The organism is Pseudomonas sp. IT-P171, from assembly GCF_949767765.1.
GTDB lineage: Bacteria > Pseudomonadota > Gammaproteobacteria > Pseudomonadales > Pseudomonadaceae > Aquipseudomonas > Aquipseudomonas fluorescens_B.
The window spans coordinates 65,213-79,371 of the sequence record NZ_CATKQN010000033.1 but is presented as its reverse complement, the minus strand read 5'-3'; the positions used below and the strand labels follow the sequence as shown (position 1 = coordinate 79,371).

Annotated in this window: 12 protein-coding genes; 3 read left to right on the top strand and 9 right to left on the bottom strand. The window is 59.7% G+C overall.

What is annotated here, in order from left to right; translation table 11 throughout:
• Nucleotides 1–17 precede the first annotated feature (17 nt).
• From ACM6I5_RS17705 to ACM6I5_RS17685, 5 genes are read right to left on the bottom strand one after another with little or no spacing between them, the layout of a single operon-like run.
• The gene (locus ACM6I5_RS17705) at nucleotides 18–290 is read right to left on the bottom strand and encodes a DUF2160 domain-containing protein (RefSeq protein WP_031319023.1); all 273 of its coding nucleotides are present in this window, start codon (nucleotides 288–290) and stop codon (nucleotides 18–20) included.
• A 10-nt stretch (nucleotides 291–300) separates the two neighbouring features.
• On the bottom strand, nucleotides 301–1,101 hold the full coding sequence (locus tag ACM6I5_RS17700) for a carbohydrate ABC transporter permease (protein ID WP_017339615.1): 801 nt from the start codon (nucleotides 1,099–1,101) through the stop codon (nucleotides 301–303).
• 8 nt (nucleotides 1,102–1,109) lie between these two features.
• On the bottom strand, nucleotides 1,110–1,976 hold the full coding sequence (locus tag ACM6I5_RS17695; protein WP_008032762.1) for a carbohydrate ABC transporter permease: 867 nt from the start codon (nucleotides 1,974–1,976) through the stop codon (nucleotides 1,110–1,112).
• On the bottom strand, nucleotides 1,973–3,070 hold the full coding sequence (locus tag ACM6I5_RS17690; protein WP_017339616.1) for an ABC transporter ATP-binding protein: 1,098 nt from the start codon (nucleotides 3,068–3,070) through the stop codon (nucleotides 1,973–1,975). The genes ACM6I5_RS17695 and ACM6I5_RS17690 overlap by 4 nt, the downstream gene beginning before the upstream one ends.
• A complete protein-coding gene (locus tag ACM6I5_RS17685; RefSeq protein WP_017339617.1) occupies nucleotides 3,070–4,164 on the bottom strand; it encodes an ABC transporter ATP-binding protein in 1,095 nt (364 codons plus the stop codon). Before ACM6I5_RS17685 ends, ACM6I5_RS17690 begins: the two co-directional genes overlap by 1 nt.
• A 318-nt stretch (nucleotides 4,165–4,482) precedes the next feature.
• On the opposite strand from ACM6I5_RS17685, the gene ACM6I5_RS17680 reads away from it, so the two are divergent.
• Nucleotides 4,483–6,330: a sigma-54-dependent Fis family transcriptional regulator gene (locus ACM6I5_RS17680; RefSeq protein ID WP_414884302.1), complete on the top strand. Its 1,848-nt coding sequence runs from the start codon at nucleotides 4,483–4,485 to the stop codon at nucleotides 6,328–6,330.
• 217 nt (nucleotides 6,331–6,547) lie between these two features.
• Here ACM6I5_RS17680 and cysS read toward each other — a convergent pair whose 3' ends face one another.
• Together cysS and ACM6I5_RS17670 are read right to left on the bottom strand one after the other, a co-directional pair.
• Nucleotides 6,548–7,930 (bottom strand): cysteine--tRNA ligase, encoded by a 1,383-nt coding sequence (gene cysS, locus ACM6I5_RS17675; protein WP_414880075.1) that lies wholly within the window; start codon nucleotides 7,928–7,930, stop codon nucleotides 6,548–6,550.
• Between the two features lie 17 nt (nucleotides 7,931–7,947).
• The gene (locus ACM6I5_RS17670; RefSeq protein ID WP_017339620.1) at nucleotides 7,948–9,648 is read right to left on the bottom strand and encodes a glutamine--tRNA ligase/YqeY domain fusion protein; all 1,701 of its coding nucleotides are present in this window, start codon (nucleotides 9,646–9,648) and stop codon (nucleotides 7,948–7,950) included.
• A gap of 277 nt (nucleotides 9,649–9,925) precedes the next feature.
• Here ACM6I5_RS17670 and ACM6I5_RS17665 point away from each other — a divergent pair, with 277 nt between their 5' ends.
• Both ACM6I5_RS17665 and lpxH read left to right on the top strand, forming a co-directional pair.
• Nucleotides 9,926–10,432, top strand: coding sequence for a peptidylprolyl isomerase (locus ACM6I5_RS17665; RefSeq protein ID WP_017339621.1), 507 nt, complete (start codon nucleotides 9,926–9,928; stop codon nucleotides 10,430–10,432).
• Nucleotides 10,429–11,157 carry a UDP-2,3-diacylglucosamine diphosphatase gene (gene lpxH, locus ACM6I5_RS17660; RefSeq protein ID WP_017339622.1) on the top strand — a complete coding sequence of 243 codons (729 nt, stop codon included), beginning with the start codon at nucleotides 10,429–10,431 and terminating at the stop codon, nucleotides 11,155–11,157. Before ACM6I5_RS17665 ends, lpxH begins: the two co-directional genes overlap by 4 nt.
• Before the next feature lie 21 nt (nucleotides 11,158–11,178).
• Here lpxH and ACM6I5_RS17655 read toward each other — a convergent pair whose 3' ends face one another.
• On the bottom strand, nucleotides 11,179–12,708 hold the full coding sequence (locus tag ACM6I5_RS17655; protein ID WP_414884301.1) for a DHA2 family efflux MFS transporter permease subunit: 1,530 nt from the start codon (nucleotides 12,706–12,708) through the stop codon (nucleotides 11,179–11,181).
• A gap of 241 nt (nucleotides 12,709–12,949) precedes the next feature.
• Nucleotides 12,950–14,152, bottom strand: coding sequence for an efflux RND transporter periplasmic adaptor subunit (locus ACM6I5_RS17650; RefSeq protein WP_414884300.1), 1,203 nt, complete (start codon nucleotides 14,150–14,152; stop codon nucleotides 12,950–12,952).
• Nucleotides 14,153–14,159: the final 7 nt, after the last annotated feature.

The window sequence follows — 14,159 nt, the reverse complement described above, 5'->3', positions numbered from 1 at the left end:
ATTGCCGAGCGATTCGACTAGCCCCAACGCATCACAGCCAACAGCCACACCAGGGACAACGCGGACGCTACCCAGATGCTCCAGTCGGTGACGCCGATTACCAGCAAATGCAGGTAGGCGCTGCCGAGAAGACCGATAAACAGCCGATCGCCACGGGTGGTGGCAATCGGCAAGAAACCACGCCGAAGAATGCTCGGCGAACGCAATTCCCAGGTCGTCATGCCGACCAGGATCAAGGCAATGACACAGAAAAACGTTGCCGTCGGGACGGTCCAGCTCATCCATTCCATCATCAGTTCCTCATACCCGGCCCAGGGCAAAGCCCTTGGCCACGTGGTTACGGACAAACCAGATCACCAGCATGCCCGGCAGGATGGTCAACACCCCTGCCGCCGCCAGCACACCCCAATCGATACCGGATGCCGAGACGGTGCGCGTCATGACCGCCGCAATCGGCTTGGCATTCACCGACGTCAGCGTCCGCGCCAGCAGCAACTCGACCCAGGAAAACATGAAGCAGAAAAACGCCGTCACACCGATCCCCGAGCCAATCAGCGGCACAAAAATCTTCACGAAGAACTTGGGAAAACTGTAGCCATCAATGTAGGCGGTTTCGTCGATTTCTTTCGGAACGCCAGACATGAAGCCCTCGAGAATCCACACCGCCAACGGCACGTTGAACAGGCAATGCGCCAGTGCTACCGCGATGTGCGTGTCGAACAGACCGATCGAGGAATACAGCTGGAAGAACGGCAACAGAAACACCGCCGGCGGCGCCATGCGGTTGGTCAGCAGCCAGAAGAACAGGTGCTTGTCGCCCAGGAAGCGATACCGCGAGAACGCGTACGCTGCCGGCAGCGCCACGCTCAGAGAGATCACCGTGTTCAGGCTCACGTAATACAGCGAGTTGAGGTAACCGGTGTACCAGGCAGGATCAGTGAAGATCACCTTGTAGTTGGCGAAGGTGAAATCCTGCGGAAACAGGGTCAGGCCGCTGAGGATTTCGGTGTTGCTCTTGAACGACATGTTCAGCAGCCAGTAGATCGGCACCAGCAGGAACAGGATGTAGATCAGCAGCGGAATGAGCTTTCTTTTACTCATGGCAGACCTCAGCGGTTGGCGTCAGAGTGAGTCATGGCGGTGTAGAACAGCCAGGACACCAACAGGATGATCAGGAAGTACACCAGCGAGAAAGCTGCCGCCGGGCCGAGGTCGAACTGTCCGATGGCCATCTGCGTCAGGGTCTGGCTGAGGAAGGTCGTGGCATTCCCCGGCCCGCCGCCGGTGAGCACGAACGGCTCGGTGTAGATCATGAAACTGTCCATGAACCGCAGCATCACCGCGATCAACAGCACGCTCTTGAGCTTGGGCAACTGGATGTGTCGGAACACCGCCCAGGCCGATGCCCGATCAATCCGCGCCGCCTGGTAGTACACGTCCGGAATCGCCCGCAGGCCTGAGAAACACAACAGCGCCACCAACGACGTCCAGTGCCAGACGTCCATCACCAGCACTGTGACCCAAGCGTCCATGGTGTTGGCCGCATAGTTATAGTTGATGCCCATCGCATTGAGGCTCGAACCAAGCAAACCAATGTCGGCCCGGCCGAAAATCTGCCAGATCGTTCCGACCACGTTCCACGGAATCAGCAGTGGAATCGCCAGGATGATCAGCACCAGCGACGACCAGCGGCCCTTGGTCGGCATGGTCAGGGCGATGGCGATGCCCAGCGGGATTTCGATCAGCAATACGCAGCCGGAATAGATGAACTGACGGAGCAGCGAGTCGTGCAGCCGTGGATCGAGCAGCACCTGCTTGTACCAGTCGGCACCGACGAAGTAGCGGCTGGACTGGTCGAAGATGTCCTGCACCGAATAGTTGACCACGGTCATCATCGGGATCACCGCACTGAACGCCACCAGCAAAAACACCGGCAGGACCAGCCACCAGGCCTTGTTGTTCTGCACCTTGTTCATGGCTGCACCTCCAGCAGGTAATCGTCGGCATAGACCATCAACCACTGCGCCGGGAAGCTGATGTACGCCGTGCCTTCCGGCACCGGTTTGTCTTCGGCCAGGCGCACTTTCAACGGCGCGCCGTCGAGGTTCAGGGTCATGATCTTGTAGGTGCCCAGGTCTTCAACGTGTACGACCTGTGCCTGCATCGCGTCATCAAACGGCTCGTCCCACACATGCACGAACTCCGGACGGATGCCGACTTTCAGGGTTTTCCACTCGGACTCGGCGATGCGTTGCAATTGCGCGTCAGACAAGGGCAAGTGCGTCGAGGCGAATCCGACGCCACCGGGTTGTGGCTGCACTTCGATCAGGTTCATCCCCGGGCTGCCGATGAAGTAGCCGACAAAGGTGTGGCTCGGCCGTTCGAACAATTCTCGCGGCGTACCGAATTGCACAATCTGCCCGCCGTACATCACCGCAATCTTGTCCGCGAAGGTCGAGGCTTCGAGCTGATCGTGGGTGACGTAGACCATGGTGATGTTGAACTGCTCGTGGATCTGCTTGAGCTTGCGCCGCAGCTTCCACTTCAGGTGCGGGTCGATCACCGTCAGCGGTTCATCGAACAGAATCGCCGAGACGTCATCACGCACCAATCCGCGGCCCATGGAAACTTTCTGTTTTTCGTCGGCGGTGAGGTTGCGCGCCTTCTTGCTCAGCAGCGCCTGGAGGTCGAGGACCTCGGCAATTTCCTGCACCTTGCTGTGAATTTTCGCTTCGGCCATGCCCTGATTGCGCAGTGGGAAGGCCAGGTTGTCGAACACCGTCATGGTGTCGTAAACCACGGGAAACTGAAAAACCTGGGCAATGTTGCGCTTCTCCGGGGTCAGGTCGTTGACCGCTTTACCGTCGAACAGGACATGGCCCTGGGACGGACTGAGCAACCCGGAAATGATATTGAGCAAGGTCGACTTGCCGCAGCCCGAAGGCCCGAGCAAGGCATAGGCACCGCCCTGCTCCCAGACGTGGTCCATCTCGCGGATCGCGTAATCCTCGGGACCGCTCGGCGTACGGGTGTAACTGTGGGCGAGGTTCTGCAAACGGATTTCGGCCATCAGGCAACCCTCGCGATACGGCGGCCGGGCGCCTGGACCAGTCGTCCCTGCGCATCGAACACAAACAGTTTATGGGTCGGAATATAGATGCGGATCGGCGCATCGACGTCGTATTCGTGAACCCCGGGCAAATGCAGCACCAGCAGGAAATGCTCGTTGCGCACGTGCAGGAAGGTTTCCGAACCGCTGATCTCGGCGACCTCGACGGTCACCGCCAGTTCGAGGTCATCGTCGTTGCTCGGCACCAGCGAGATATGGCTGGGGCGCACGCCGAAGCGGAACTCGCCCTCGCCCACCGGGCGCAAATCCACGTTCAACGGGAAGTGCACGAAGTTGGCGAAGCTGACTTCATTACCGGCAATCCGTCCGGGCATCAGGTTGATTGGCGGCTCGGAGAACAATTCTGCCGCCAGCACGGTTTGCGGCTGGTGATAGACCTCCGCCGCCTTGCCGCTCTGGATCACCCGGCCTTCGTGAAGAATGGTCGTGGTGCCACCGAGCGCCAGCGCTTCGTTGGGTTCGGTGGTGGCGTAGATGGCGATGGTGTGGCGCGCCTTGAACAACTCGCGCATTTCCTGACGCAGCTCTTCGCGCAGTTTGTAGTCGAGGTTGACCAGCGGCTCATCGAACAGGATCAGTTCGGCGTCCTTCACCAGCGCCCGGGCCATGGCCGTGCGCTGTTGCTGGCCACCGGAGAGTTCCAGCGGATAGCGCTGGAGAAACTTCTCGATGCGCAGCATCTTCGCCGTTTCCAGCACCTTGCTCTGGATCAGCTCGTTGGAAACGCCGCCCTGGCGCAACGGCGATGCGATGTTCTCGAACACCGTCATGGTCGGGTAATTGATGAACTGCTGATAGACCATCGACACGTTGCGCAAGCGCACCGGGCGTTGGGTGACGTCGACGCCGTTCATCAGGATGCGGCCGCTGTCGGGCTTGTCCAGACCGGCCATCAGGCGCATGAGGCTGGTTTTGCCGGACAGCGTGCGGCCGAGCAAAACGTTGAAGGAACCGGGTTCGAAACTAAGGCACGCATCGTCGATCCAGGTCTGGCCCTCGACGGTGCGGCTGACGTGCTCCAGAGTGAGTGACATGGCTCGGCCTTTTTATTATTGGAGTCAAGCGACCGGAGCTACAGAGCGACTTTCGTGCCAGAAATTGCAAGCTGTTGATCTGGCTTGAAAATCCTTCAACAAGCGAAAAAACAGGGTTCGTTGCTGAACAGAAATGAACAACCGCGACTGAACAATTGAACAGTTCAACGGTTGACAATGAACAATAGTGAACAACACTCTACGGACTGTTTACGGCCCCACAAAGTCGTGGTGTGCCAGAACCATCACGTGCGACATTCAACGTGATGTGCAAAAAAACCATAAAAACAATAAAAGCTTGCTCAGAGATCGACTGCCATGGCCGCACCCGCCTCGCCGCTCTCCCACGACGCCATCATCCAGGACTCCTGGTCCCGTTGCCGCGCGTTCGGTCTCGATCACCAAAGCGCTCCGGCATTCGACCAATTGCCGGCCGAGGGCATCGCGCAGTTGCTGGAAAGCCAGCATTCACTGGTGCAGACCACCCACCAGGAAGTCCTGCCCTACTACGAGAACATCCTGAGCAATTCCAATTGCCTGATCATGCTCGCCGACAACCAGGGCCAGGTGCTGACCTCTTGGGGCACTCAGCGCTTCATCGAGCCGAGCCTGACCCGTGGCTTCAGCGCCGGCGCCAGTTGGATGGAGCGTTGTAGCGGCACCAATGCGATCGGCACCGCGCTGGCCTGCGAGCAGGCAGTGCACATCGAGCACGATGAACATTTCCTCAAGGCCAACCGCTTCATGACCGGTTCCGCCGCGCCGATTTTCGATGCCGAACGCAAGGTGATCGCGGTGCTGGACGTGTCCAGCGACAGCTACCTGCCGCCGTCCCACACCCTCGGCATGGTCAAGATGATGAGCCAGACCGTGGAAAACCGGCTGATCCTCAACCTGTTCCATGGCCAGCATTTTCAACTGACATTCAACACCGGGTTGAACAACCTCGACAGCCAATGGGCGGGTTTGCTTATTTTCGATGAGAGCGGCCAAGTACTGTCCGCCAACCGCCGGGCCGACAATTTGCTCGGTATCAGTCTGTCGCGGGTCAGTATCGAGAGCCTGTTCAAGGTGTCGCTGCTGGAACTGCTGAATCAGCCGGACGGCTTGCCCTTCTCCCTCCAGGCCTCCGGGCGTAACCGCTTCCAGTGCCTGTTGAAACGCCCGAAACAGGCACCGATTCAGGCGCGGCTATTTTCTGAAACAAAGAGCGCCGAACCTGCCGCAAACGCGCCCGCCGCGATCAGCCTCAATACGCTGCACTTTGGCGACAGTCGCGTGGAAAAAGCCGTGCGCCAGGCCGAGCGCTTGCTGGAAAAAGACATTCCGCTGCTGATTCACGGCGAAACCGGCGTCGGCAAGGAAGTGTTCGTCAAGGCACTGCATCAGGCCAGCTCTCGCAGCAAACAGCCGTTCATTGCCGTTAACTGTGCAGCGATCCCCGCCGAACTGGTGGAATCCGAGCTGTTCGGCTACGAGAAAGGTGCGTTCACCGGCGCAAATCAGAAAGGCAGCATCGGGCTGATCCGCAAGGCTGACAAAGGCACGCTGTTCCTCGATGAGATTGGCGACATGCCGCTGCCGACGCAGGCGCGACTGTTAAGGGTTTTGCAGGAACGCTGTGTTCAACCGGTGGGCAGCAGCGAGTTGTACCCGGTGGATATCCGCATCATTTCGGCCACCAACCGCTCATTGCGCGAGCAGGTTCAGTTGGGCCGTTTTCGGGAAGATCTTTATTACCGGATCGGCGGTTTGACCCTCGAATTGCCACCGCTACGGGAACGCAGTGACAAGCAGGCACTGTTCAAGCGCTTGTGGGAGCAACACCGCGAGCCGTCGCAATGGGCCGGGTTGAGTCGAGAAGTGCTCGAACTGTTCGGCCGTCATCCGTGGCCGGGAAATCTACGTCAGGTCAGCAGCGTGATGCAGGTGGCGCTGGCCATGGCCGAAGAACAACCGGTGCGGCCGGAGCATTTGCCGGATGATTTTTTTGTCGATCTGGAGATGGAGCCGGTGGATTCGCCGGAAACCCTGGCGGTGGATTTGAATGATGCCGAGGATTTGAATCGGCAGTTGCAGGCGGCTGGGGGGAATATTTCGCATTTGGCGCGACGTCTCGGAGTCAGCCGCAACACCTTATACAAGCGGTTGCGCCAGGCTGAATGACCAGCCGCCCACACTGTTTGTGTTCGACTGGAGACCATCGCGAGCAGGCTCGCTCCCACAGGGAATCTGTGCCGCGCACAGCACTCAAACATAGCTAAGATCCAATGTGGGAGCGAGCCTGCTCGCGATGACGCCAGCCTGGGCACCGCTGCACTTGCTCCGACCCAAAAACAAAAACCCGCACAAGGCGGGTTTTGTTTTGCAGCAATCACAGCAATCAGTCAGCCAGACGCCAGGTCGTGCCGCCCTTGCCATCTTCCAGCACCACGCCCATGGCGGTGAGCTGGTCGCGGATCCGGTCGGATTCAGCCCAGTCTTTAGCCGCACGAGCCGCCAGGCGCGCCGCAATCAGCGCATCAACCTCAGCCGCATCGACCCGCCCTTCAGCACCGGCCTGCAGGAAGTCATCCGCCTCCAGCTGCAACACACCCAACACACTGGCCAGTTCCTTCAAGCGCGCCGCCAGGCCCGCCGCCGCGTCGAGATCGCTCTCGCGCAAACGGTTGATCTCGCGAACCATCTCGAACAGCACCGCGCAGGCTTCCGGCGTGCCGAAGTCGTCGTTCATCACCTGGGTGAAGCGCTCGACAAAGGCTTCGCCGCCAGCCGGCGCCACGCTCGGCAGGCCTTTCAACGCATGGTAGAAACGCTCGAGTGCGCCTTTGGCGTCCTTGAGGTTGTCTTCCGAATAGTTGATAGCACTGCGGTAGTGGCTCGACACCAGCAGGTAACGCACGACTTCCGGGTGGTACTTTTCCAGCACATCGCGGATGGTGAAGAAGTTGTTCAAGGACTTGGACATCTTCTCGCCATTGATGCGAATCATGCCGCAATGCATCCACGTGTTGGCGTAGGTCTTGCCGGTCGCCGCTTCGCTCTGGGCGATTTCGTTTTCGTGGTGCGGGAATTCGAGGTCGCTGCCGCCGCCATGAATGTCGAAGGTCTCGCCCAGGCAGCAGGTCGACATCACCGAGCATTCGATGTGCCAGCCCGGACGCCCGTCGCCCCACGGTGACGGCCAGCTCGGCTCGCCCGGCTTGGCGCCTTTCCACAGCACGAAGTCCAGCGGGTCCTGCTTCGACTCGTCGACTTCGATCCGCGCGCCGATGCGCAGGTCTTCGATTTTCTTGCGCGACAGCTTGCCGTAGCCCATGAACTTGGCGACGCGGTAGTACACGTCGCCATTGCCCGGTGCGTAGGCGTAACCCTTGTCGATCAGGGTCTGGATCATGGTCTGCATGCCAGCGATGTGATCGGTGGCCCGCGGCTCCATGTCCGGCTTGAGGATATTGAGGCGCGCCTCGTCCTCATGCATCGCGGTGATCATGCGTTCGGTCAGCACGTCGAACGGTTCGCCGTTCTCCCTGGCCCGGTTGATGATCTTGTCTTCAATGTCGGTGATGTTGCGCACATACGTCAGGTTATACCCGCTGAACCGCAACCAGCGGGTCACCAGGTCGAACGCGACCATGCTGCGGCCATGGCCAATGTGGCAGTAGTCGTACACGGTCATCCCGCAGACGTACATGCGCACATTGTTGCCATCCAGCGGCTTGAAGACTTCTTTGCTCTTGGTGAGCGTGTTGTAGATCGAAAGCACGTTAGAGGTTCCTTGAATCACTGGCCCCACGAATCACGCAAGGTCACGGTACGGTTGAACACCGGATGACCGGGTTTCGAGTCCTTGATATCCGCGCAGAAGTAACCTTCGCGCTCGAACTGGAAACGGTCTTCCGGCTGTGCATTGCCCAGCGAAGGCTCAGCACGACAACCGGTCAGCACTTGCAGCGAGTCAGGGTTGATGTTGTCCAGGAAACTGGCGCTGTCTTCGGCCTTCTCAGGGTTCGGCGAGCGGAACAGGCGATCGTACAGACGCACTTCGCACTCGACGCTGGCCGCGGCCGGTACCCAGTGAACCACGCCTTTGACCTTGCGGCCTTCAGGGTTCTTGCCCAATGTTTCCGGGTCGTAGGAGCAACGCAGCTCAACGATGTTGCCGTCGGCGTCCTTGATCGCTTCGTCGGCACGGATCACGTAGCTGCCGCGCAGACGCACTTCGCCGTTCGGCTCCAGGCGCTTGTAGCCCTTTGGTGGCTCTTCCATGAAGTCATCGCGGTCGATGTAGATTTCACGGGAGAACGGAAGCTTGCGTACACCCAGTTCTTCTTTTTGCGGATGACGCGGCAGTTCGAGGTGATCGACCTTGTCTTCCGGGTAGTTGGTAATCACGACCTTCAGCGGACGCAGCACGCACATGGCGCGCGGAGCGTTCTGGTCCAGATCCTGACGAATGCTGAATTCAAGCATGCCGAAGTCGACCACGCCGTCGGAACGGTTGGTGCCGACCATGTCGCAGAAGTTGCGGATCGACGCCGGCGTGTAGCCACGGCGGCGGAAACCGGACAACGTGGACATGCGCGGATCGTCCCAACCGAAAACGTGCTTTTCATCGACCAGTTGCTTGAGCTTGCGCTTGCTGGTGATGGTGTAGTTCAGGTTCAGGCGGCTGAACTCGTACTGACGCGGTTTCGCCGGCACGGGCAGGTTCTCGAGGAACCATTCGTACAGCGGACGGTGGCTTTCGAACTCCAGGGTGCAGATCGAGTGGGTGATGCCTTCGATGGCGTCCGACTGACCGTGGGTGAAGTCGTAGTTCGGGTAGATGCACCACTTGTCGCCGGTCTGGTGGTGATGCGCGTGACGGATGCGGTACATGATCGGGTCGCGCAGGTTCATGTTCGGCGAGGCCATGTCGATCTTGGCCCGCAGTACGCGTGCGCCGTCCGGGAATTCGCCGGCGCGCATGCGGGCGAACCAGTCGAGGTTCTCTTCGACGCTGCGATCACGGAACGGGCTGTTCTTGCCCGGCTCGGTCAGGCTGCCACGGTATTCCTTGGCTTGCTCCGGGCTCAGGTCGTCGACGTAGGCTTTGCCGGCCTTGATCAGTTCAACGGCCCAATCGTGCAGCTGATCGAAATACTGCGAGGCGTAGCGCACTTCGCCGGACCATTCGAAGCCCAGCCATTTGACGTCGCTTTCGATCGCGTCGATGTACTCCTGGTCTTCCTTGGCCGGGTTGGTGTCGTCGAAACGCAGGTGGGTGACGCCGCCAAACTCCTGGGCCAGACCGAAGTTCACACAGATCGACTTGGCGTGACCGATGTGCAGGTAACCGTTGGGTTCAGGCGGGAAACGGGTGACGATCTGCGTGTGCTTACCCGAGTCCAGGTCCGCCTGGATGATCGGGCGCAGGAAATTGACCGGCACGGCAGGGCCGGTCTTGGAATTCGAGGTAGGGTCGACAGTGGGCTTGCTCATAGGATCCTTGAACGTACAAGTGCGCGGCCAGTTGGCCAAATCAAAGCGGCGGTTAAAACAAAGGGGCTTATCATAGCCGATGCCGTCAAGTCGCTGACAGTACAGGCCCGAAAACGGCTGCATTTAATCGGATGCAAATGAAAAACAGCCTCGAAATTCGCGCCCGGCACGCTAAACTGCGCACCTTGGCCGACACCGGCCGGACCGGTTGAGGGCTCAATAGCCCCGAAACCCACGAATTCCCAGAAAACGCATTACCTAAAAAGAGTCCCCGATCATGACCCAAGTCAAACTGACCACCAACCATGGCGACATCGTCCTGGAACTGAATGCCGAGAAAGCCCCGATCACCGTGGCCAACTTCATCGAGTACGTCAAAGCCGGTCACTACGAAAACACCGTTTTCCACCGCGTCATCGGTAACTTCATGATCCAGGGCGGCGGTTTCGAGCCAGGCATGAAAGAAAAGAAAGACAAGCGCCCAAGCATCCAGAACGAAGCCGACAACGGTCTGCCGAACGAGAAGTACAGCGTGGCCATGGCTCGTACCATGGAGCCGCATTCGGCGTCCGCCCAGTTTTTCATCAACGTCGCTGACAACAGCTTCCTGAACCACAGCGCCAAGACCACCCAGGGCTGGGGCTACGCGGTGTTCGCCAAAGTCGTTGCCGGCACCGATGTTGTCGACAAGATCAAAGGTGTTTCCACCACCTCCAAGGCCGGCCACCAGGACGTGCCAGCAGACGACGTGATCATCGAGAAAGCCGAGATCATCGAAGCGTGATACTGCTGATTTCAGACTTGCATCTGGAAGAGGAGCGCCCGGACATCACCCGGGCGTTTCTGGATTTGCTCGCCGGACGCGCCCGTTCGGCGAGTGCGTTGTACATCCTGGGCGACTTTTTCGAGGCGTGGATTGGCGACGATGCCATGACGCCCTTTCAGCGTTCCATCTGCCAGGCCCTGCGCGACCTCAGCGACAGCGGCACGGCCATTTTTCTGATGCACGGCAATCGCGACTTCATGCTGGGCCAGGCCTTCTGCAAACAGGCCGGCTGTACGTTGCTGAAGGACCCGAGTGTCGTGCAGTTCAACGGCGAGCCGGTGCTGTTGATGCACGGCGACAGCCTCTGTACCCGCGACGAGGCTTATATGAAGCTGCGTCGCTACCTGCGCAACCCGATTACCCTGTTCATCCTGCGCCACCTGCCCCTGCGCACTCGCCATAAACTGGCGCGCAAACTGCGCAGCGAAAGCCGGACGCAGACGCGGATGAAGGCCAATGACATCGTGGATGTCACGCCGGAAGAAGTGCCGCGGATCATGCAGGAATATGGCGTGAAGACATTGATTCATGGCCATACCCATCGCCCCGCCATCCACAAGTTGCAGATTGGCGAGCAAGCGGCCAAACGCATTGTGTTGGGGGACTGGGATCGTCAGGGCTGGGCGTTACAGGTGGATGAGCACGGGTTTGCACTGGCGCCATTTGATTTCGCTACCCCTTAAGATCAAAAGATCGCAGCTAAATCAATGCCCTGTCGCCGCAGGCCCGGCCTTCGCCGCAAACGGCGGTTTCGCCAGCCACACGATCACGATCAACCCCATGAACGCCCACCCCAGCAACGTGAAGTAATCCACGGTGGAAAGCATATACGCCTGACTCGTCAGTACATGATCGAGCTGCGCGTACGCCGGGTTGCTCGCACCGCCCAGGCTGTTCAACGCCTCCCGAGTTGCGGGCTCATAAGTGCTGATGCTTTCGCTCATGTAGGCATGATGCTGATCCGCCCGGCGAATCCAGATCCAGGTCGTCAATGACGCCGCAAAACTGCCGCCCAGGGTCCGCAGGAAGGTCGCGAGGCCCGCGCCGTCGGCGATCTGGCTCGGTGGCAGGTCCGACATCAAAATGCTCAAGGTCGGCATGAAGAACAGCGCCACGCCAATGCCCATGAACAGTTGCACCAGGGCGATGTGCTGGAAATCCACTTCGTTGGTGAACCCGGCGCGCATGAAACAGCTCAGGCCAATGGCCAGGAACGCCAGGCCTGCCAATAACCGCAGGTCGAACTTGTGCGCGTACTTGCCGACAAATGGCGACATCAACACCGGCAAAATCCCGATCGGCGCCACCGCCAGCCCGGCCCACGTTGCCGTGTAGCCCATCTGGGTTTGCAGCCATTGCGGCAGGATCAGGTTGATCCCGAAGAACCCGGCGTAACCCAACACCAGCACAATCGTGCCGATACGGAAGTTGCGATACGCAAACAACCGCAGGTTGACCACCGGGTGCTGGTCGGTCATTTCCCAGATCACGAACACCGCCAGCGCAATCGCGGAAATGGCCGCGCCGATGAGGATGAAATTCGACTCGAACCAGTCGAGGTCGTTACCCTTGTCGAGGATCACCTGCAACGCGCCGACACCGATGATCAGCGTGATCAGACCGACGTAATCCATCGGCTGATAACTGGTCACCACCGGCCGCGCCTTGAGCTGCGAACGCACGACCATGACCGCGAAAACCCCGATCGGTACGTTGATAAAGAAGATCCACGGCCAGCTGTAGCTGTCGGTGATCCAGCCGCCAAGAATCGGCCCGGCAATCGGCGCGACCACCGTAACCATCGCCAGCAACGCCAGGGCCATGCCACGCCTGGCAGGCGGGTAGACCGCGATCAGCAGCGTCTGGGTCATCGGGTACAACGGCCCGGCCACCAGGCCTTGCAGCACCCGAAAACCGATCAGCTCCGGCATCGAGGTGGAAATGCCGCAGAGAAACGAGGCCAGCACAAACAGAATGGTCGCCCAGAGAAACAGCTTCACCTCACCAAATCGCCGGCTCAGCCAACCAGTCAGCGGCAGAGCGATGGCGTTGCTCACCGCAAACGAGGTGATCACCCACGTGCCCTGCTCCGAACTCACGCCCAGGTTGCCGGAAATGGTTGGCAACGCCACGTTGGCGATGGTGGTGTCGAGCACTTGCATGAAGGTCGCCAGCGACAGGCCAATGGTGCTGAGCAGCAGGCTGGGCGGCGTGAAAGACGCGTTATTGCTCATCGCGAGTCCTTTGAAACCTGATGGGCGCTGCGCCTGTTACAGACACAGCTGACCGTGTGGGAGCGAGCTTTTGTGGCACGGGAGCCTCTGTGGTGAGAGAGCTTTGGTGGAACAGCTTTTGTGGCAAGCCAGCTTTTTGTGGCGAGGGAGCTTGCTCCCGCCGGGTTGCGAAGCGGCCCCAAAAGCTGTGCGACTGCTTCGCAGCCGAGCGGGAGCAAGCTTCACCCACACAGGTTCAGTGTCAGCGCTGAGCGGTTTTGCTGACCGCCGCGCTGTTGTCGTGGATCAACTGCGTGATCATGGCGTCGGCCTCTGCCAACTGTCGGTCATAGACGTTGGTGCTGAACGAAGCCTTTTGCGGCGTCTGTTGCGCCAGCACCGGACCGCTCTGGTCGCGCAGGTTCACATCGACCTGAGTCGACAGGCCAACGCGCAAAGGGTGTTTGGCCAATTCTTCGGCGTTGATGTGAATCCGCACCGGCACACGCTGCACGATCTTGATCCAGTTACCGGTGGCGTTCTGTGCCGGCAGCAGGGCAAACGCGCTGCCGGTGCCGGCGCCGAGGCTGTCGATGGTGCCGCTGAACTTCACGTCGCTGCCGTAGAGGTCGGCCTGGATATCGACCGGCTGGCCGATGCGCATGTCGCGCAGCTGGGTTTCCTTGAAGTTGGCGTCGATCCACAGCTGATCCAGCGGAATCACCGCCATCAACGCGGTGCCCGGCTGGACCCGTTGACCGAGTTGCACAGAGCGCTTGGCGACATAACCGGTCACCGGTGCAATCAAGGTGCTGCGGGAATTGTTCAGGTACGCCTGGCGCAATTGCGCGGCGGCCGACATCACGTCAGGGTGCGACGACACCACGGTGTCATCCACCAGGGCGCTGGTGGTTTTCAGTTGCTGCTTCGCATTGGCCAGGGCGTTTTGTGCCGAGATCAGGTCGTCACGAGCGTGGGACAGTTCTTCCTGGGAAATCGCCCCGCCTGCCGCGAGATTTTTCCGCCGGTTGAAGTTGTCCTGGGCCTTTTGCACTTCCGCCTGCTGAGCATTGACCTGGGCTTTCATGCCGTCGACGTTGCTGTACAAACCACGAACCTGACGCACGGTGCGAGCCAGATTGGCCTGGGCACTTTGCAGACCGACCTGTGCGTCGTTCGGGTCGAAGTTGATCAGCACCTGGCCTTCATGGACCAGGTCGCCATCGTCGGCACCAATGCTGACCACGGTGCCGGTGACCAGCGGGGTGATTTCCACCACGTTGCCGTTCACATAGGCGTCGTCAGTGCTCTCGTTCCAGCGCCCGTAGAATTCGTGATAACCCCAGACGCCGACACCGGCGAGGATCACCACGATGGCGAGAACGACCAGCATGACCTTGCGTTTGCGCGGGTTGCTGGAGTCTTGCGCGTTGTCAGGGGTTGGGGTGTTTTCTGCAGTGGCCATGACCATC

Coding starts and splice junctions, on each gene's coding strand:
- ACM6I5_RS17705 (WP_031319023.1), bottom strand. CDS start 290: ATGGAATGGATGAGCTGGACCGTCCCGACGGCAACGTTTTTCTGTGTC.
- ACM6I5_RS17700 (WP_017339615.1), bottom strand. CDS start 1,101: ATGAGTAAAAGAAAGCTCATTCCGCTGCTGATCTACATCCTGTTCCTG.
- ACM6I5_RS17695 (WP_008032762.1), bottom strand. CDS start 1,976: ATGAACAAGGTGCAGAACAACAAGGCCTGGTGGCTGGTCCTGCCGGTG.
- ACM6I5_RS17690 (WP_017339616.1), bottom strand. CDS start 3,070: ATGGCCGAAATCCGTTTGCAGAACCTCGCCCACAGTTACACCCGTACG.
- ACM6I5_RS17685 (WP_017339617.1), bottom strand. CDS start 4,164: ATGTCACTCACTCTGGAGCACGTCAGCCGCACCGTCGAGGGCCAGACC.
- ACM6I5_RS17680 (WP_414884302.1), top strand. CDS start 4,483: ATGGCCGCACCCGCCTCGCCGCTCTCCCACGACGCCATCATCCAGGAC.
- ACM6I5_RS17670 (WP_017339620.1), bottom strand. CDS start 9,648: ATGAGCAAGCCCACTGTCGACCCTACCTCGAATTCCAAGACCGGCCCT.
- ACM6I5_RS17665 (WP_017339621.1), top strand. CDS start 9,926: ATGACCCAAGTCAAACTGACCACCAACCATGGCGACATCGTCCTGGAA.
- ACM6I5_RS17655 (WP_414884301.1), bottom strand. CDS start 12,708: ATGAGCAATAACGCGTCTTTCACGCCGCCCAGCCTGCTGCTCAGCACC.
- ACM6I5_RS17650 (WP_414884300.1), bottom strand. CDS start 14,152: ATGGCCACTGCAGAAAACACCCCAACCCCTGACAACGCGCAAGACTCC.